At 53.5% G+C, this 18,783-nt stretch carries 14 protein-coding genes and 1 tRNA gene; 7 read left to right on the top strand and 8 right to left on the bottom strand.

Going from position 1 to position 18,783, the window contains the following annotated elements; translation table 11 throughout:
- Positions 1 to 261 precede the first annotated feature (261 nt).
- Complete coding sequence (locus KDX31_00805; protein UTW03623.1) at positions 262 to 1,242, top strand: rhodanese-related sulfurtransferase; 981 nt, start codon at positions 262 to 264, stop codon at positions 1,240 to 1,242.
- A gap of 63 nt (positions 1,243 to 1,305) precedes the next feature.
- Here the strand turns inward: KDX31_00805 and KDX31_00800 are convergent, their stop codons facing one another.
- From KDX31_00800 to KDX31_00785, 4 genes are all read right to left on the bottom strand, one after another.
- Entirely contained in the window at positions 1,306 to 1,992 is a 687-nt protein-coding gene (locus KDX31_00800) for a response regulator transcription factor (GenBank protein ID UTW03622.1), read from the bottom strand.
- Between the two features lie 12 nt (positions 1,993 to 2,004).
- Positions 2,005 to 3,831 (bottom strand): HAMP domain-containing histidine kinase, encoded by a 1,827-nt coding sequence (locus KDX31_00795; GenBank protein UTW03621.1) that lies wholly within the window; start codon positions 3,829 to 3,831, stop codon positions 2,005 to 2,007.
- A 74-nt stretch (positions 3,832 to 3,905) separates the two neighbouring features.
- Positions 3,906 to 5,261 carry a VWA domain-containing protein gene (locus KDX31_00790; protein ID UTW03620.1) on the bottom strand — a complete coding sequence of 452 codons (1,356 nt, stop codon included), beginning with the start codon at positions 5,259 to 5,261 and terminating at the stop codon, positions 3,906 to 3,908.
- Between the two features lie 194 nt (positions 5,262 to 5,455).
- The gene (locus KDX31_00785; GenBank protein UTW03619.1) at positions 5,456 to 6,334 is read right to left on the bottom strand and encodes a LysR family transcriptional regulator; all 879 of its coding nucleotides are present in this window, start codon (positions 6,332 to 6,334) and stop codon (positions 5,456 to 5,458) included.
- 143 nt (positions 6,335 to 6,477) lie between these two features.
- Here KDX31_00785 and KDX31_00780 point away from each other — a divergent pair, with 143 nt between their 5' ends.
- The 4 genes from KDX31_00780 (at position 6,478) to KDX31_00765 (ending at position 9,672) form a co-directional block, all read left to right on the top strand.
- The gene (locus KDX31_00780; GenBank protein ID UTW03618.1) at positions 6,478 to 7,251 is read left to right on the top strand and encodes a ferredoxin--NADP reductase; all 774 of its coding nucleotides are present in this window, start codon (positions 6,478 to 6,480) and stop codon (positions 7,249 to 7,251) included.
- A 122-nt stretch (positions 7,252 to 7,373) separates the two neighbouring features.
- Positions 7,374 to 7,460 (top strand) — tRNA-Leu (locus KDX31_00775).
- Positions 7,461 to 8,184: 724 nt separating this feature from the next.
- On the top strand, positions 8,185 to 8,604 hold the full coding sequence (locus KDX31_00770; GenBank protein UTW03617.1) for a hypothetical protein: 420 nt from the start codon (positions 8,185 to 8,187) through the stop codon (positions 8,602 to 8,604).
- A 471-nt stretch (positions 8,605 to 9,075) separates the two neighbouring features.
- Positions 9,076 to 9,672: a DUF2846 domain-containing protein gene (locus tag KDX31_00765; GenBank protein UTW03616.1), complete on the top strand. Its 597-nt coding sequence runs from the start codon at positions 9,076 to 9,078 to the stop codon at positions 9,670 to 9,672.
- A 135-nt stretch (positions 9,673 to 9,807) separates the two neighbouring features.
- On the opposite strand, the gene KDX31_00760 is transcribed toward KDX31_00765, so the two are convergent.
- Both KDX31_00760 and KDX31_00755 read right to left on the bottom strand, forming a co-directional pair.
- Complete coding sequence (locus KDX31_00760) at positions 9,808 to 11,529, bottom strand: YdiU family protein (GenBank protein ID UTW03615.1); 1,722 nt, start codon at positions 11,527 to 11,529, stop codon at positions 9,808 to 9,810.
- A gap of 38 nt (positions 11,530 to 11,567) precedes the next feature.
- Positions 11,568 to 11,789, bottom strand: a complete 222-nt coding sequence (locus KDX31_00755) for a hypothetical protein (GenBank protein UTW03614.1) — start codon at positions 11,787 to 11,789, stop codon at positions 11,568 to 11,570.
- A gap of 244 nt (positions 11,790 to 12,033) precedes the next feature.
- Here KDX31_00755 and KDX31_00750 point away from each other — a divergent pair, with 244 nt between their 5' ends.
- The gene (locus tag KDX31_00750) at positions 12,034 to 12,366 is read left to right on the top strand and encodes an SEC-C domain-containing protein (protein ID UTW03613.1); all 333 of its coding nucleotides are present in this window, start codon (positions 12,034 to 12,036) and stop codon (positions 12,364 to 12,366) included.
- A 116-nt stretch (positions 12,367 to 12,482) separates the two neighbouring features.
- On the opposite strand, the gene KDX31_00745 is transcribed toward KDX31_00750, so the two are convergent.
- Positions 12,483 to 13,502: a TRAP transporter substrate-binding protein gene (locus tag KDX31_00745; GenBank protein ID UTW03612.1), complete on the bottom strand. Its 1,020-nt coding sequence runs from the start codon at positions 13,500 to 13,502 to the stop codon at positions 12,483 to 12,485.
- Between the two features lie 348 nt (positions 13,503 to 13,850).
- Between KDX31_00745 and KDX31_00740 the strand changes: the two genes are divergently transcribed.
- Positions 13,851 to 14,774, top strand: a complete 924-nt coding sequence (locus tag KDX31_00740) for a LysR family transcriptional regulator (GenBank protein UTW03611.1) — start codon at positions 13,851 to 13,853, stop codon at positions 14,772 to 14,774.
- A 53-nt stretch (positions 14,775 to 14,827) separates the two neighbouring features.
- Here the strand turns inward: KDX31_00740 and KDX31_00735 are convergent, their stop codons facing one another.
- Entirely contained in the window at positions 14,828 to 18,562 is a 3,735-nt protein-coding gene (locus KDX31_00735; protein ID UTW03610.1) for a hydantoinase B/oxoprolinase family protein, read from the bottom strand.
- Positions 18,563 to 18,783: the final 221 nt, after the last annotated feature.

Raw genomic sequence — 18,783 nt, 5'->3', positions numbered from 1 at the left:
AAAGATATCGGGGGATTCACCATAATGTCTGGCCACGTTGATACAGATCATGATCGGCTCAACGACCGTCCGACATCGGCATATCGGTAAGTCCTCAGCCTCATCCGATTAACCTTACTCTTTATCCGTCTTCATGAGAGACGGATGTAGGTATAATGTCGCCCCTCTATTCAATAGATAATTGAATAAATAATTCAATAAACCCACCTACAATAACCCCAAAGGCTCCGGATTTACGTTCCGACCGGCTGAGGAGAACGAATGTCACAGATCGTAGTCTGCGCGATGTATAAATTTGTCGCGCTGGAAGATTTTGAAACCCTGCGTGAACCACTGCATAAAGTCATGCTGGATAACGACGTACGCGGCACACTGCTGCTGGCCCGCGAAGGGATTAACGGTACCGTCGCCGGCAGCCGTGCCGGTATTGATGCCCTGCTGACCTGGTTGCAAAACGATTCCCGGCTTGCCGATATCGTTTACAAAGAGTCGCTGGATGACAGCAACCCGTTTCACCGCACCAAGGTTAAGCTGAAAAAAGAGATCGTTACCATGGGCGTTGAAGGGATAGACCCTAAACGCGTCGTTGGCACTTACGTCAAACCGGACGAGTGGAATGCACTGATCTCCGACCCGGAAGTTATTTTGGTGGATACCCGCAACGACTACGAAGTTCAGGTGGGCACCTTTAAGGGAGCGATCAATCCGGAAACCGAGACCTTCCGCGAGTTTCCTGCCTACGTCAAAGAAAATCTGGACCCGCAGAAAAACCGTAAAGTGGCAATGTTCTGCACCGGCGGTATCCGCTGTGAAAAATCCACCGCCTACCTTAAAGAGCAGGGCTTCGATGAGGTCTATCACCTGGAGGGCGGCATTCTGAAATACCTGGAACAGGTACCCCAGGAACAGTCCTTATGGGAAGGCGAGTGCTTCGTGTTTGATAACCGGGTGACAGTCAATCACCAGCTGGAAAAAGGCAGCTACGATCAGTGTCACGCTTGCCGCCTGCCGCTCACCGCGGAACAGATGCAAAGCGACAAGTATCAGGCGGGCATCAGCTGCCCCAACTGCTATGACAACCTGAGCGATGAACAGCGCGAGCGATTTATCGAGCGGCAGAAGCAGATGCAACTGGCTCAACAACGGGGCGAGGCCCATCTGGGCGCCGATGCCAACGACACCAGCAGCAAACGGCGGGAACTGAAACTACAGGAACGGCTGGCGCAGCAGGAAAAAAGCTAAACACTGACTTAGAGGGATCTGGCTACGCTGATCCCTCTTAACCTGCCACACTAATTTGCCGTACTAGTCATCGAACCGATAACCGATACCATGCACCGTGGTGATGATGCGCGGCGCTCTGGCATTCAGTTCAATCGCCTTTCGCAGTTTGGATATATGCTGATCCAGAGTACGGCTATTGGCAAAATAGTCCCGCCCCCAGCAGTGGTTGAACAGCGCATCACGATCGACCACCTTGCCCTTCAATTCAAATAACAAACGCAGTATTTTCAAATCCCTCAGGCTTAACTCAATCACCTGATCACCGCGTAGCGCACGAAATTCAGAGGGTCTGATCTGCAGGTCCCCCATAACAAAACTGTCATCCTCCGCGATGTTCATTAGCGGACGCAGAGACCGTCTTGTTACCGCCCGTATCCGGGCAATCACTTCACGACGGCCAAAGGGTTTTTTGATGTAATCGTCGGCGCCTAATTCAAGTCCCAGCACCTGATCGATCTCTTCCGATTTTGCGCTGATAAAGATCACCGGAAGCACCTCATTATGCTGACGAATACGCCGACATACCGCATAGCCGTCCTGTTTCGGCATCATGATATCCAGCAGCACCAGGTCAGGCTGATGCTGTAGGTATAACTGCCAGGCCTGATCACCATCCGCCGCCGCTATACACTCATAACCTTCAGACTCCAGCAACGTCGCCAGTCCCTGGCGGATATGCAGATCATCTTCAGCAATTAACAGTTTCATATCCCTTCCTGTCTAATAATCCGGTTTTCTGTCCTGCTGCTCAGTTGAGAGCGCAACAGGGGTTACCAGCGTCAGTAAAAAACTGGCTCCTGAGGTTTCTGTTGGTGAGCTCGACTGTAAGTCCGACGGCGCCTTCGTTGAATAACCCGGCTCAACCATCAACTCGCCCTGATGGGCTCTGGCCAGGTCACGCGCCAGCCCCAGTCCGATCCCCGTGCCACTAACGCCCTCGGTCAGCTTCTCGCTACCACGGTAAAAAGGTTCAAACACCTTGTCAGCTTCATCCGCCGGGATACCGGGACCAAAGTCGCGCACCCGTATATAACTATACAAACGACCTGAGCGCTCCTGCTGCCAGCTACTGATATCGACGAAGCGCCCATCAGCGGCATATTTTTCACAGTTGCTCAGCAGGTTATTCAGAATCTGCTCCAGCGCTTCACCGTCAAAATGGCATAACTGCTTAGCCTCACCGGTAAAACGAATGCTTAAAGTGCGCGCGCTTAAGACCGGCGTAAATAGCTCCACAACCTGATCAATACAGTTATCGATGACCCCTGGCTGATATCTGACACTGACGCCCTCACGCTTAGAGCGTGAAAAACTCAGCACATTTTCAATCAACCGAGACAACCGCCCCGCCTCACTGCTGATCACCCCCAGATAACGTTGCGCTACCGGCTCATCATCGCTCAGTTCATGCTCCAGCATCTCGGTATATAAACGCACATTCGTCAGCGGCGTTTTGAGTTCATGGGACACCTGATTGACAAAATTAACCCGTTGCTCAGCCAGCCTCAGCTCGCGGTTATGCTCGCGATATAACAGGTAAGCCAGCGTCGATAAACCTGCGGCCAGCAGCACTAACAAGACCACCAGTCCCAGCCAGCCGCTGAGGGCCATCGGCAGCTCAGAGGTGTAGTAGGCCAGGTGCCAACTCGCCAAAGGGTGACTCAAAGGCATTGTTTGCAGGGGTTTCTGCCCCTTCTCAGTGACCCGTACGCCTCCCCAGCTATAGGCGATCTCGCCCCGATCATTCACCAGGCGGATCTCACTGTCCATCTCCGGCTCTATGGACACCTGCGTGGCAACACCCGCAACAGAACTGGACGGTAGCAGGTCTATCAGGTCCGATAACAGCCGCGCGGAGTTCAGAGCAAAGCCAACGGTATTGCCGTCACTATCCTGTAGCCAGAAGATCTGCTGCAAACCCACTTCGGCATACCAGGCGATCCAGCCATGGGGCGGTTCGGGCGCGCTCAACCCGGCAGACTCAGATACCCCCTGAACGGCAGCATCCCCGCTATATCTGTTTTTCTGAGCCACCGGGCTACTGAGTCTGGCGCTCTTTAATGTGTCATTACTCCCGCCGGAATACCCCTGATTTATGCCATCGGGCCCGCCAACTGGATCCACTGTCGGCATCGTAAAGCGCTCAGGCTGGCGCAGCAGATTACGGGTTAGCGCGACAAACTCCTGTTCCTGATGATTCAACGGCTGGTCTGATGGGGGAAAGAGACGCTCGCCGGTGGGCGATAAAACAAATACCTGCTTTACTGCGGCCGACTGAGCGATAAACCGGCGCACCTCTTCAACCCTGTATTGCCCCGCCGTTTGCTGCTGCAATACCGCTGTCTGGCGTATAAAAAGTTGTTGCAGCCGGAAAAAATGCTCCTGAAACTGTGCGTCAATACTCTGCAACCGACCGGTTGCCAGATTACTTAACTGGTGGGCGACAACCTGCTGTTGATCCAGTTGCAAGCGCACGCCAAACCAGGCCAGCAATAACAGTGGCAGAGCGATAATAACGGCGAGTAACAGGGGTGTTCGTCTGTTCACAGATCCTTCCGGCGGTGTGGGCGGGGATAAAACGCTGGCGTTCCATCCCCGGTCATTCTCGATGTATCCGCGTATCAATACGCCTGCTGCGTGGCGCGCTTATACTGTCGTGCCTTCAGCTCTTTACGTTGTTTATTCCAGTTCTGATCGAGCTCCATCGCGTCTGCATCCTGCAGGGCTTCCTCTTCCTGTTTCTGCAAGCGCGGTGAATTCAGCGACTCAGCCTGAGAACCCAGATAGGATGCGCTATCCTTAAGGATCTGCTTAGCCCCTTCCAGGTCACCACTGTCCCGTGCCTCAATCGCATCACGACTATATTCATTAGCCACCTGCTCAACCGCAGCTTCCAGTGCCTTATCATCCCGGGCGGCCCTCACTTCCTGCTTTGAGCCACTGAAACGGGCGATACTCTGGCCGGATAACTGCTCCTCGTTCTGCGTGATCAGATTATCGTAGTGAACCTCAACCGCAACCAGTTCAAGCTCCGTTTCTGCCTGTTGTTGCGGGACTTCGACTTCAAGAATAACGAATTTTTCCTGCTCGCTGTACAACTGATTCAGTCGGGTTGTTACCCGGTTGCCAATAATCTCGCTTTCACGTCCCAACAGACGAATCGGCTTTACGCCATTGCGACAACGAATCTCAATATTGACCCCCTGGGCAACCACTGACAGCACATCGCCAAACTCATACTGGAAAACAGAGGCCAGATCTTCAGCGTTTTCGACAAACGCATGGTTACCATCACTGTAACCCGCTAAGCGGGTCATCAGGTCTTCGTTATAACCCAGACCCAACCCAATAGTCGTGACGCTGATCCCCTCTTTCGCCAGCGAGGCCCCCAATTCACCCAGTTCAGACGCCGACTGTGGGCCGACATTGGCCAATCCATCGGAGAGTAAAATAACCCGGTTGACCTTATTCCGGCTGAGAAACTTACGCAGCTCATTCGCCCCTTTACTCACGCCGGCAAACAGCGCAGTATTGCCATCCGCCCGGATATGACGAATCGCATCATAAATGGCCCGCTGGTTATGCACTTCAGTCGCCGGCACCACCACCTGCACCCGTGAATCGTAGCTCACCACCGACACGATATCCCGTTCATCCAGACGCTTAATCGCCATGATAGCGGCTTCACGGGCATACTTAATTTTATCGCCACCCATCGAGCCCGACTTATCCAACACAATTGCAACATTGGCTGGTATCCGGGCCTGCTTATCCTGCTGTTTAAAGCCTTCCAGCGATACTTTAATAAACGCCCGGTGACTTTGCCCGGCTTCCATCACCGGGGTTGCCAGATTAATATTCAGATTCACCTGATTCACCTGATTCGCCTGAGCCAGCACCGGCAACAGGCTCAGTAAAACAAATCCGAACGACTGCAGAGTTCGTTTTATCATATGTTTGTCAGATTGAGAGTCCATGATCAAATTCCTGAGTTGAGAGTATAGTGAAGCAAATCCACCGTTGTATTGACTCTACGCTCAGTCAGACAGAGAAAAGTCAGATCAGGTTATCGATTTTGTAAGAAATTTGTAAAATCCAAACGTCTGATTATAAGCGCTCTATTTAACAGCCCTGTTCAAGGGCCCTATTTAAGAGCCCTGTTAAACAAACCTCAGGTCTGATGACACAACTCAATCCAGCGCTCGATCCCGGCACTGCGATACTTATGCTTGTTGATCACCAGATACAGCTGCCTGTTGAAATCACGCCCGGCCACCCTTAACGGCACCAGCGTGCCCAGTTCAAACGACTCCTGCAGGGCGATGCGTGATAAACAGCCAATACCCAGTCCCTGCGCCACCGCCTGCTTGATCCCCTCAGCGTGTTCCAGCTCCAGCATCACATTCAGGTTGGGCAGCAAACCATGCAGCGCCCAGTCAAATGCCTGACGGGTGCCGGATCCCTGTTCCCGCAGAATCCAGCGGGCGGACAGCAGATCGGTATCACTCAGCTGATGTTTACGCGTCAGCGGATGATCCGGGGCACAGAACACCTCCAGCCGGTCATTCAGCCAGGGGACCACCTCCAGATCCGGATGCTGCACCTCCCCTTCCACCAGGCCGATATCCAGATCGAAATTGATCAGCCGGGCGGCGATTGCCGAGGTGTTGGCCACCTGCAGATCCAGCTTCGCCCGGGGCTGTTCGTCGAGATAACGGGCGATCAGCCCCACCGCCAGATAGTTACCGATGGTCATGGTTGCGCCAATTTTCAACTGCCCCACTGCCTGATGCTGAGCCATATCCTGCTCCAGACTGCGGGCCCGTTCCAGCAAGGCTTCCGCCCGGGGACGCAGCAATCGCCCCAGCTCATTGATCTTCAGCCGCTTACCCACCCGGTCGAACAGCTGGATATCAAACTGGGTTTCAAGATCGCGCAACGCCCCACTGGCCGCCGACTGCGACATCGACAAACTGTCCGCCGCACGGGTGATATTGTCATAGTGAGCCACTGCCAGAAACACCTCTAACTGGCGCAAGGTATATTTCATATTCGGTTTTTCCGATTACATTTATCTAAATAATCACCTTTAACACTATAGCAAAGCGCTCTAGCATGCACTTAAGGAATAGATAAAGTCTTTTAATAGCTTTAACGCATAAGCAAACAATCAAACAGTTTTGAGGTAGCTCCATGTCAAACATCGGTCGTGAAGAGGTACTCAGCGTACATCACTGGAACGATACTCTGTTCAGCTTTACCACCAGCAGAGATCCGGGTTTTCGTTTTAAAAACGGTCACTTCACTATGATCGGACTGGAACACGAAGGCCGCCCGCTGATGCGCGCTTACAGCATCGCCAGTGCCAACCATGAAGATCAGCTGGAGTTCTTCAGCATCAAAGTACAGGACGGCCCGCTGACTTCTAAACTGCAGCGCATTCAGCCCGGTGATCAGATCCTGATCAGCCGCAAGCCCACCGGTACCCTGATCAACGATCACCTGCTGCCGGGCAAGCATCTCTACCTGATCAGCACCGGCACTGGTCTGGCACCGTTCATGAGCATCATTAAAGACCCGGAAATTTATGAGCAGTACGACAAAGTGATCCTCACCCACGGGGTACGGCAGCTGTCGGAACTGGCCTATGCCGATGTAATTCAGGATCACCTGCCCGGCAACGAATACTTTGGCGATATGGTCAGTGACAAGCTGCTCTACTACCCCACCGTCACCCGCGAACCGTTCCGCAATCAGGGCCGCCTGACCGACCTGATCGCCACCGGCAAGCTCACCCGGGATCTGGGGCTGCCGGACCTGAGCCTGGAGAATGACCGGTTTATGATCTGCGGCAGCCCGAGCATGCTCAAAGACACCACCAACATTCTCGATGGCATGGGCTTTATCGAAGCCCGCCACGGCGATGCGGGTCACTACGTGATTGAGCGGGCCTTTGTGGAACGTTGAGCTTGAGATCGACAACAGCCCTTTCAGTATTATGAAAGGGCTGCGACGCAACGATTTCAAAGATATTTCATCAATCGCATTGACCGCCCGAAAACGAGACGTATAATACGCTCCACGTTTGTGCCAGTGTGATGGAATTGGTAGACATAGGGGATTCAAAATCCCCCGCCCTTAAAAGCGTGCCGGTTCGAGTCCGGCCACTGGTACCATGAATAAATAAAAAAGGGTCCTGCATTGTAGGACCCTTTTTTATTTATTCTTCAGTTGTCGGACGAGAACCGGAGGTTCGACAAACAGTTTCCAGGAAACTGTTTGGACAAGCCGCTTGCGGCGCAGCCCCAAAGGGGTTGTTGCAGCCAACAGGCTGCAACAATCAATCCGGCCACGTTTTTAGCCTCATGACTCTTCTCTAAAAGTAAGTGAGGCTTTTTTATACCTGAAGCTTGGGCAGAAAGGACATAGGGGATTCGCTTTCCAGAAGATCTCTGCCCGCCCTTAAAAGCGTGCCGGTTCAAGCTCTGGAATCAGCGGCCACTGGTACCATGAACGAAATCAATTAAGCCTCGTTACTCTTTAACCTAAAGAAACGGGGCTTTTTTGTGCCTGAAGCTTGGGCAGAAAAGACGTAGGGGATTCGCTTTCCAGAAGATCTCAGCCCGCCCTTAAAGCGTGCCGGTTCAAGCTCTGGAATCAGCGGCCACTGGTACCATGAACGACAATAGATTAAGCTTCGTGACTCTTTACCATATGTGTTGAGCCGCTTAAGTTACAGGATTGAGAAGTAACTTCCGCAGAGATGCAAGGGAAACGTGTTTCGTCTGTCCGTATTAATGGGCCTGCTTTTCCGGTCCAGTTTCCTTGAGATAGCTCTTATTTTTTTGGTTCTATCATTACCCAGAGCACCACTTTGCCCAAAGAAAATGGAATTTAATTATGAGAGATATATTATTGCTGACGCACTTCACTGGATTGATCTTTGGTGCTGGTGCCGGTTTTTCGATTTTTGTGATCGGTTTTCTCAGTAAAAGGTTCCCGCCGGAAAGTCGCCAGGCTGTTTTAGTCAGCTTGTTTCCGCTTCGCTACATCTCCTACATAGGCTTGCTGTTGTTGGTGGTGTCAGGCGTACAGATGGCGATGCCTTACTACGCAAACCTAGGCAATATGCCGTTGTTTAGCATAAAGATTTTGTCCGTTTCGTTGATCGTACTCTTCAGTTTGTATGGCGTCTGGCAAATGCAATTGGCGAAAAACAACAACCCGGCGCTGTACTTAAAACGTCTGGGTATAGCCGGAAAGGCTGGGTTCGCCTTGAGTCTGGTCACGGTTTATTGCGCTGTATATTCATTTCACTGAAGAAAAAGTATGAACGTTGCTTTGTTGTTTGGGGGTATGGAGCATTCGATATACCCCGACCTGTTTGACGAATGTTTAAACCGGGTTGATGACTTTCTGATAATCGATACACCGCTGAAAAGAAGCAGGGCTTTTTTGTGCCTGCTAGTTGGATAAGCGCATATAGGGGATTCGCTTTCTATAAGATCCCAGCCCCCCTAAAAGCATGCCGGTTCAAGATCCTGAATCAGCGGCCACTGGTACCATGGATGTAAACCGATTAAGCCTTGCCTGCTCTTACTATAGCGCAGCAATTTTTTGTGCCTGCGATGTAGAGAAAAGGCATCGGGATTACGAAATTGATCTGCGCCATTGACTACCCTTCAGGTGATGTTCTGTATTGATTCTGATCAATTCAGGATAACTCTTCTCTGCATTATTCCTGTCGTGATCCATACTAATAACCAAATATCTTCGCTCAGGAGCACTGCAATGCATACCAAACTCTGCCTGCGTATCCCTGTCATACTGGCACTGATAGCCCTGTTGGTTACAGGGTGTGCTTCAGTGCCGATGGAAGCTCTGGTTAAAGACACTGAATCAAAACAATTCGTTCCTGCCCCGGATAAAGCCTCGCTCTACATATATCGAAATGAGGTTCTTGGCGCAGCTATTCCGATGTCAGTATTTATCAATGGTAAAAACCTTGGCCAAACCGCATCTAAAACGTATTTCCATTTGAGTCTCATTCCCGGCCAGTACGATATAGATTCAATAGCCGAAAATAATTGCAGTCTTTCCCTGAGTGTAGAGCCAAACCAGAACTACTTTGTCTGGCAGGAAATTAAGATGGGAATGTGGATGGCACGTTGCGCTTTGCATGAAGTCGGTCAACAAGAAGGGCGCGAGGGTGTAACCGAGTCCAAACTCATCAAAATGCAAATTTCTGTCGCGGATATTCTCCCGCTGGGTCAGTCTGCGGACTCTGTAGCGACAAAGATTCGGGAGCTTAATGAACTCTACAAAGATGGGTTAATTACTGAAGATGAGTACCATTCCAAGAAAAAAGAACTTCTGGATCAGCTGTAGCGGGACTTTACTAATAAAGAGTAATAAAGGGGACCGGTTATTTATAAATGAGAGAAAGCCCTAAAGAACTCTCTTTCCTGAAGCTCTTCCCCCTTTTTTGTAGTTACCGCTCCGGCCCTCCCGGTCTCCGAAATTTCACGACGAGCAGCTATAGTGCGACACGCCGCCGAGCTCTCTGAATTCAGACGGTTTCCGCCGGTAGTATTTATCTTCAACGGCTTGTGATTGCTCAGCATAGGGCTGGGTCATCACCTCCTGCAGTTCCCGCACCAGCTCGTAGTTCCCTTCGGCCGCTTGCTGGTACGCAGGCACAACCAACCACTCCCGCAGACTGTATTTCGGGTTAACCCGTTTCATCTGCTGAGAGATCTCATCACGGGAGCCGGACTGGCTGTCGATCAGTGCATGCCATTTTGTCAGCCACGCTGACCAGCGCTGATCCATCCCTTCCGGATCCGCCTGATAGGCTGGCCCCTGATAGAAGCCTTTCTGCAGTGGCGCGATGTCGTCTGGCAGATTCGACAACTCGCGGAAAAGAATGGTGTAATCCACCGGAGTTTGCACCATCAGCCCACCCAGCTCATTGAGCAGCTCTTTATTAAAGTGTTCCAGCCCGAGTTTGGCGGCCCACATCGCTTCCAGTTTCGCCTGCATCACTTGCGCAAAGCCACTACGGATCTCGTCCAGTTGTTTCAGCGCCACCTCATCCGAGGCCAGCAACGGCCGCAGTGCCGTCCAGAACATGTGGAAGTTACGTTCTGCAGCAACGGGCTGATTGAGGAATGAGAAGTGTTGTCCGCCACCGGTCCAGGGTTGATATTGCGGATCGAAGCGTTCACAAAATCCGAACGGACCGTAGTCGAGGGTGAAACCACCCGCCGCGCAGTTATCACTGTTGAAGTTGCCCTGGCAATAACCAACGCGAATCCAGTTCGCCACCAGCGAGGTCAGGCGATTGCGGAACTCGCGCGCCAGCATCACCACTTTTTCGGCGGTGCTCAGGGTATTATCGATAACGTCAGCGTACTCGCGATCGATCAGGTGCAGCACCATCATCTCAAGTTCCGCCATCGCGTTCGGGTGTTCCTGCTTGCGGGCCCGGCGAGCAAAGAGCTCCAGCTGGCCGACCCGCAGGAACGACGGTGCGACCCGGGTCGAGATGGCGACAGGCTCCGATACCATCGTGTCGGGATCCATCGAGTGCGAGCCCTCTGAATACCACGGCCGTCTGACCTGCTCCGTTTTAGACACATACAGACTCAGCGAGCGGGAGGTTGGCACGCCGAGGGCGTGCATATGTTCCTGTGCCAGAAACTCCCGGACACTGGAGCGCAACACGGCGCGGCCATCCGCGCCGCGGCAGTATGGAGTCCGGCCGCCACCTTTGAGCTGCATCTCCCAGCGCTGTCCCTTGATAACCGCCTCGAGTACGGAAACAGCACGACCGTCACCGTAACCGTTGCCGGTTTGAAACGGGCACTGCTGAGTGTATTCGGTACCGAAGATGGACAGTGCGTAACCACAGGCCCAACCAACCCCGCGCATCGGCTGCGGAACCTGGGAGGTATCGCCCGAGAACATCCGCACGAAGTCCTCCGACCGGGCCAGACTGTCGGCGAACCCCAGCTCGCGAAACAGCGATTTGCTGTGAGCGATGTACTCAGGATCTTCGATTGGCGTGGGTTTTACAGGGACATAGTGGCCCGAGAACACCTGTCGCGGCGCGTGGTCGGCGCCGTCTGCTTTCGCGTCAGGATCGGCGTTGAGCGTGTCCGTGAACGAGTAGTTTGCCAGCGGAGCCAGATCGTCGAGGGTCGCGATGGTTGGCAAGGTATTCTGGGGTTGTTGATGATTCATTGGGGCTCCTCATGACGTGGGTTGAACAATGATCCCCCTTAATAAGAGGAGTTAGGCGTATTATCAGGATCCACCTCTCCATACACCTCTTCAGGGTCCACATCATTCAGCAGCAGGGTCTCTCTGACTGTTTCAATATGCGCAAGAACAGCCTGATAGCGATCGCCGTATTCATACTGTGTCACTTCGATTGCTTTGGGCATATAGGTAAAGGCTATTTTTAATGCCTTCAGTACGTCGCCATTCATCTGCTCGCTCATATAAATCCTATGTGTTGAAACCGGATAGACAAAGAAGAGGGTAAAACGTTAGACATTGCAGGTAAAGAATCATTCACCGTGAAAAAATTTTCAGGCTCAATGAGCGTATCCGGATTTACACTAACAAAACTAAATCACCGATACGAACCAACCTGACAATCAGATCAATCAATTCACCGCTTCCCTCCGTTTCCTGCTAGAATGCCGCCCCCTCAGCACGATGACAAAACTTCAGGAGTCACCCATGTCTAAATGTTTCTATAAAGGTACTCCCGATATTATGGGCAACTACGGTAAGAGTGGTTACAACACCAAGGCGAAAGTGAAACCGGGTAGTGAAAGCAGCCCGCTATCACTGAGTGTCACCTCCGAGAAACGCCGAGAGGCAGTGGCAGCCATGGTTGCCGAACATGATCTGGTAGCGACCATTGTTGTTGATGCGGAGAGTGAAGAGAACATCGCTGAGCTGACTGCTCTGTTAGCCACACCTAAAACCGTGCAGATAGAGAAAACACCGGAGCGAAACGCCCCCTGCTCCTGTGGCAGCGGTAAGAAATACAAAAAGTGCTGCGGTTAAACCTTTCACTCAACAGCGTTAACGCTGCACAGCATTACAACAGAATAGAAAATGCACCGGCGCGGGCCACGACAGCAGGCCACGTCGGTGCATCAACATACGGATTTCAACTGCGGTTACTGACAGCTCTCTGCCAGCTCCTTGGCACGTTGATAGACGGCCCGCGCAGGTAATCCCCTGGCCTCCAGCTCCGCCAAATAACCTTCAGATGCTTTATCAAGCACCGGCTTCCAGGCAGGGTTATCAACACCACCGTCGACCGTATAAAACTGATGACCTGCAGCTTCCGCCTGGGCACGGCCTTTCACATCAGCCATGTCAAACTCATTCGCCGCAATCTGTGACCAGGCTTCGCCTGAATTGTTATCGATCACCTTTTGCAGCTCGGCGGGCATACTGTTGTACACATCGTTGTTCATGGTCACCAGAAATGACAAGGTATACAGCCCGCCCACTTCGGTATGATTCGATGTCAGATCATTCATGCGGAAGGTCAGCTGACCTTCCCACGGCAAGGCAACACCGTCGATAACACCCCGCTGCACCGACTGAAACGCCTGCGGCGCAGGCATACCGACAGGCTGTCCTCCCAACCCTTCCAACAGTTTTGCCACCACCGCAGTAGGACGGCGGATTCTCAGCCCTTCGAAGTCGGCTGGCTGTTTAATCAGTTTATTGGTGGTATGTATATGCCCCGGCCCGTGAGTGAAGAGAAACAGGGGTTTAGTATCTTTATACTCGGCACTGATCAGCTCTTCATCATACAGATGCTGAATAATACAGGAGCCGTTGGCAGCACTCTTCGCAACCCCCGGCAACTCAACCACCTGAGTCAGCGGAAAGCGATTAGCCGTATAGCCCTGCACCGTCAGGGTTACATCAGCGATACGATTCTTAACCGCATCATACAGGGCCGGGGGTTTCGCCAGGGTGGATGAAGGATACACTTCCACCGCGATACGGCCCCCGGAGTCGGCACTGACTTTATCCGCCCAGGCCTGGGCAACATTCTTGTGGATCGCGGCCACCGGAGGAAAGAAGTGCGCTAAGCGCAATGTGTAATCTGCCGCCTGAGCCACGGGTACGACTGAAGCGGTAGTCAGAGCCAGAACACTACCTAGAATTAACTTTTTCATTGCATAGATTCCATTTAGATTATTGTTGTTTTTGCAGATATTAAACGCGGGTGATCCTCTGTTTTCATATGAGTCTGTGCAGGGATTTATGACCTTAAGCGCTACGGTAAAACGCCCTTACACAAGCCGACAGAAAACCAGTTCGTCGATCTTTGTTGGGCATGGCCATTTAACCGGCGCCTGCACACAATCCAGAGGATCAGAAAAACGGGAATTACCCGGATGAAAAGTGTCACCGTGTCGCTGCATCTTGAATCTTCCGTTCTTATTATTAGAAAGATCACTTTAAACCACAGATAATATAAGGAATAATCAGTTTTTAACCCCAGATACAAAGAATATGCATATATGAATCCTAACCTATTGAAGCAATTAGCCATCGTGGTCAAGCAGGGTTCTCTTACCAGCGCCTGTGAACAGCTGCATGTGACCCAGCCAACCCTCACCCGCAGTATTCAACAGCTGGAGATGAAGGTGGGGGCACCGCTGTTAAAACGAACCCGTTATGGGGTTATTCCCACTGAGATCGGCGCCCGGTTATCTCAGATTGGTGAGCGGATACTGGCGGAAACGGTCAGGGGGGAGGAGGTAATCCGGCAGTTTCATAGCGGCTATAAAAGTGAGTTTGTTATCGGTATCGATCCACTCTGGGAGTTTGCCACGGTGAATCAGATGACCGATTACTTCTTGCAGGAAAAACGCTATGCATTTCATTTCCGCACCGGCTCGGCAGCAACCCAGATCACCCTGCTGCAGGAGGGCGAGTTAGACTTCCTGCTGGCACCGGCACATCTGTCCGTGTCACAGAAATCGCTGGACCGTCAGATTCTGTTCCGTGACCGTTCCGGTATTTTTGCCGGTAAAAAATCCAAACTGATCGGTTCAAAACAGCCACTCACCCAGGCGGACATTGCCCGACAAAAGTGGATCCTCGCTGGCGCCAGTGCCGGATTTTTAGGCAGTCAGAGCGAAGTCACGGAGGCAAACGCGGCGCAGATGGCCTTCACCGGCAGCATTCGTTCGGTGATCCATCTGTTAAATACAACCGACATGCTGGTCTGGCTACCCGCCCGTTTAACCTTAATGACCGAAGCGATCAGTCCCGAGCAGATGCTTACCGTGGAGGGCGTCACCTCTTCCCGGCGCGATATAGCGCTGTGGTCATCGCGGGAACACAGCGAACGCCCGGAAGTCCTCAAAGTCCGTGAGCTGATCAGCGATTTCGTGATCAAACAGGATAAAGAGAGACCCCTGTATGGTCTGGAGCTGTGATCGCCGAACTTGTCTTTACGGTTCAATGACCCGTTCTTCAGGCCGATCATGTTTTACTTTTTACCGTAACCCCCGCCCCCCGGGGTAGCCACCACGAAGCAATCGCCCGGCTGCATCTCGACTTCGGCAGTAGCACCCAGGTCTTCCCGGTGGCCATCCTTTCGTTCCACCCAGTTCTCTCCGGGACAACCGGGTTCACCCCCGTCTACTCCGAACGGGCGGGTGCTGCGATGGGACGAGAGGATGGCAGCGGTCATCGGTTCGAGAAAGCGGATGCGTCTGACAACCCCATCACCGCCGTTGTGCCTGCCGCGGCCACCGGAGCCGGGCCGCAGCCTGAAATTTTCCAGCACTACCGGATAGCGCCACTCCAGCACTTCCGGATCGGTCAGACGGGAATTGGTCATATGGGTCTGGACCGCACTGGTGCCATCGAAGTCTGGCCCGGCCCCCGAACCGCCACAGATAGTTTCATAATACTGATAACGATCGTTACCGAAGGTAAAATTGTTCATGCTACCCTGCGAACCCGCCAGTATCCCAAGCGCACCATAGAGGCAGTCGGTGATCCACTGGGAGGTCTCGACATTACCGGCAACCACGGCGGCAGGATACACGGGGTCCAACATCGAGCCTTGCGGGATAATAACCTCCAGTGGCTTCAGGCAGCCCTGATTCATGGGAATGTCATCATCTACCAGGGTACGAAACACATACAGCACCGCGGCATGGCAAACCGCCCCCGGAGCATTAAAGTTTGTGTCCCGCTGAGCGGAAGTGCCGCTGAAGTCGATCCGGGCTGATCGAGCGGCTTTGTCAATCCGGATGCTGACGCAGATCTCGGCACCATCATCCATACGATAACGAAATTCACCGTCACTGAGGACATCCAGCACCCGGCGAACGGACTCCTCGGCGTTGTCCTGCACATGCTGCATATAGGCGTGCACCACCGGCAGGCTGAACTGCCCGATCATACGGCGAAGTTCCTGAACGCCTTTTTCGTTGGCGGCAATCTGCGCCCTGAGATCGGCAATATTCTGATCGGGATTACGCGCCGGCCACGGACCACTGCTCAACAGGTCCCGCATCTCTTGCTCGAGAAACTGCCCCCGGTCCATCAGTTTAATATTGTCGATCAGCACGCCCTCCTCCTCTACCGAACGGCTCCCCGGCGGCATGGAGCCGGGGGTAATGCCGCCTATATCGGCATGGTGGCCCCGGGACGCGACATAAAAGAGCACCTGTTTTTTCGCCTGCTTTCCCGACTGTTTCACTGACTGCGCCTCGGCGCTCTCTGCACTATCGGCAAAAACCGGGGTTATCACGGTGATATCCGGCAGATGGGTACCGCCGTTATAGGGGGCATTGAGGATATAAACATCCCCCGGCTGCATGCTGTCGCCATGCTTATCGATAACACTGCGGATACTCTGCCACATCGACCCCAGATGCACCGGCATGTGCGGAGCGTTGGCCACCAGATGCCCCTGCTGATCGAAAATAGCACAGGAGAAGTCCAGTCGTTCTTTAACGTTCACCGAGTAACTGGTGTTTTCCAGCGTGAAGCCCATCTGTTCGGCGATGGACATAAACAGATTATTGAACACCTCCAGCATCACCGGATCCACGGCAGTGCCGATAGCAACCTGTCGCTGTAGTGGGATCACCCGCTCCAGCAGCAGATCGCCCCGGCCGGTACAAGTCGCCTGCCAGCCGCATTCCACCATATTGGTGCCGGTGCTCTCCAGGATAATAGCCGGACCGGTAATACAATCGCCGGAGTGTAATTCTGCCCGCTGGTACAGCGGCGCATCATGAGCTTTACCGTCGCTGTAGACGCGGCTTCGGGCCATCATCGGTGGCTCTCGTTGACCGTCAGGACGCTCTGCGGGCGAATCCTGATACTCGCCCGCAGAGTGAACTGTCCGGTGCTCTTGCCACGGCTCGGTCCGGTTTTGCGCCTGATGAGTGGTACCCACGACCTCAACCGAAATCGCTTCCAGTATCAGGGCTTTATCCGCCACTATGAAGCCGTAACGTTGTCGGTGTGCCGCCTCAAACGCCTGACAACAGGCGCGAAAGCCGTTGAAATCCACCACCAGCGCAGAATCGGTCCCCTCATACTTGAGGTGGGCTTTATAGATCGCACTGATCTGCGGCTCCGGAACCCGCTGCTGTCTGACCTCCTGCTGACCATCCGCTTCCAGTTGCCGGTAATCCGGTTGCAGAGCCTCAGCCAGCTTAGCCGTAAAACGTTGTTCCACGGCCTGCTGACGCAGGCAGCGGATATCTGCCAACCCCATACCATAAGCGGACAACACACCTGCCAGCGGATGCAGCAGCACCCGGGTCATTCCCAGCAGATCCGCGACCTGACAGGCGTGCTGTCCGGCGGCACCTCCGAAGCAGCACAGCGCGTAATGAGTGATATCATAGCCCCGCTGGGTCGAGATCTCCTTGATCGCATTGGCCATATTTTCAACCGCGATGCGTAAATACCCCTGAGCCACCTCTTCGGCGGTGGAAGCCTTACCGGTTGCGGCTTCTATCTCACGGGCCAGCGCTTCAAACTTGGTTCGCACCACCGCCTTGTCCAGAGACTGGTCGGCGGCAGGGCCAAATATCCTCGGGAAGTATGCCGGGATCAGCTTGCCCAGCATCACATTACAGTCGGTGACCGTCAGTGGACCGCCCCGGCGGTAGCTGGCCGGGCCGGGATTGGCACCGGCAGAATCCGGTCCGACCCGGAAACGCGCGCCGTCAAAACTGAGTATCGAGCCGCCCCCTGCCGCTACGGTATGGATCTGCATCATCGGTGCCCGCATCCGCACGCCCGCCACCAGCGTATCAAAGGCACGTTCAAACTCACCGCAATAGTGGGTGACATCGGTGGAGGTCCCGCCCATATCAAAGCCGATAATTTTATCAAAGCCGGCCATGGCACTGGTGCGGGCCGCCCCCACAATGCCACCGGCGGGACCGGAGAGAATGGAATCTTTTCCCTGAAACAGTCCGGCATCCACCAGCCCGCCGTTCGACTGCATAAACATCAGCTTGGCACCACCCAACTCTGCGGCGACCTGATCGATATAGCGTCGCAGGATCGGTGACAGGTAAGCATCCACAACTGTGGTGTCCCCCCGGCTCACCAGTTTCATCAGCGGACTGACCTCATGACTGGTGGAGATCTGGGTAAAACCGATCTGCTGTGCCAGCCCGGCCAGTTGTCGCTCGTGATCCCAGTAACGGTAACCGTGCATCAGGACGATTGCCACCGAGCGGATACCGCGATCATAGGCCCCCTGCAGTGTCCGGCGCGCCGCTACCAGATCCAGCGACGTCAGGACCTCACCGTGCGCCCCGGTGCGTTCAATCACCTCTTCGACCTCCTGGTAAAGTAACTCGGGTAAACGAATATGGCGTTCAAACAGCCGGGGCCGGTTCTGATAAGCGATCCGCAGGGCATCACGAAAGCCGCGGGTAATCAGTAACAGACAAGGCTCCCCCTTACGCTCCAGCAGGGCATTGGTGGCGACGGTGGTGCCCATTTTAACGGCGGCAATCTGGGCGGATGGAATGGGCTGTTCGGCAGAGAGATCCAGCAGATCACGGATCCCCTGAATGGCAGCGTCCCGATACTGTTCCGGATTATCAGACAGCAGTTTATGGCTCATCAGGGTGCCGTCCGGACGAAGCGCTACTACGTCGGTGAAGGTGCCGCCCCGATCGATCCAGAACTGCCACTGACTGTTCTGCTGGTTGGAACTCGCTGCCTTTTTCTGCATCGTGTGTATCCAGATTTATTCGTCTCAGCAATACCAAAAGTATAACCGCTTATCCTTGCACCGCAGCCCGCGCTAGCAGCCTGACGGGTAGACGGCTGTGCCGGGCGTTATTCAACGCCAGACGGGATTCCCTGCAAAATCTCACGGACCCGGCACTCGCCTTAGCTATAGAACAAACATATATCCCCCATAAGAAAGCTATATTTTACTTATATATCCGA

The sequence above is a fragment of the Amphritea atlantica genome (genome assembly GCA_024397875.1).
Lineage (GTDB): Bacteria > Pseudomonadota > Gammaproteobacteria > Pseudomonadales > Balneatricaceae > Amphritea > Amphritea atlantica_B.
The sequence above is the reverse complement of the archived record's forward strand: the minus strand, read 5'-3'. Positions and strand labels throughout refer to the sequence as shown.

Excerpts from the sequence above, each read along its gene's own strand:
- KDX31_00770 (UTW03617.1), top strand. The coding sequence starts at position 8,185 with ATGAGAGATATATTATTGCTGACGCACTTCACTGGATTGATCTTTGGT.
- KDX31_00760 (UTW03615.1), bottom strand. The coding sequence starts at position 11,529 with ATGAATCATCAACAACCCCAGAATACCTTGCCAACCATCGCGACCCTC.
- KDX31_00805 (UTW03623.1), top strand. The coding sequence starts at position 262 with ATGTCACAGATCGTAGTCTGCGCGATGTATAAATTTGTCGCGCTGGAA.
- KDX31_00740 (UTW03611.1), top strand. The coding sequence starts at position 13,851 with ATGAATCCTAACCTATTGAAGCAATTAGCCATCGTGGTCAAGCAGGGT.
- KDX31_00735 (UTW03610.1), bottom strand. The coding sequence starts at position 18,562 with ATGCAGAAAAAGGCAGCGAGTTCCAACCAGCAGAACAGTCAGTGGCAG.
- KDX31_00765 (UTW03616.1), top strand. The coding sequence starts at position 9,076 with ATGCATACCAAACTCTGCCTGCGTATCCCTGTCATACTGGCACTGATA.
- KDX31_00755 (UTW03614.1), bottom strand. The coding sequence starts at position 11,789 with ATGAGCGAGCAGATGAATGGCGACGTACTGAAGGCATTAAAAATAGCC.
- KDX31_00800 (UTW03622.1), bottom strand. The coding sequence starts at position 1,992 with ATGAAACTGTTAATTGCTGAAGATGATCTGCATATCCGCCAGGGACTG.
- KDX31_00745 (UTW03612.1), bottom strand. The coding sequence starts at position 13,502 with ATGAAAAAGTTAATTCTAGGTAGTGTTCTGGCTCTGACTACCGCTTCA.
- KDX31_00785 (UTW03619.1), bottom strand. The coding sequence starts at position 6,334 with ATGAAATATACCTTGCGCCAGTTAGAGGTGTTTCTGGCAGTGGCTCAC.
- KDX31_00790 (UTW03620.1), bottom strand. The coding sequence starts at position 5,261 with ATGGACTCTCAATCTGACAAACATATGATAAAACGAACTCTGCAGTCG.
- KDX31_00750 (UTW03613.1), top strand. The coding sequence starts at position 12,034 with ATGTCTAAATGTTTCTATAAAGGTACTCCCGATATTATGGGCAACTAC.
- KDX31_00780 (UTW03618.1), top strand. The coding sequence starts at position 6,478 with ATGTCAAACATCGGTCGTGAAGAGGTACTCAGCGTACATCACTGGAAC.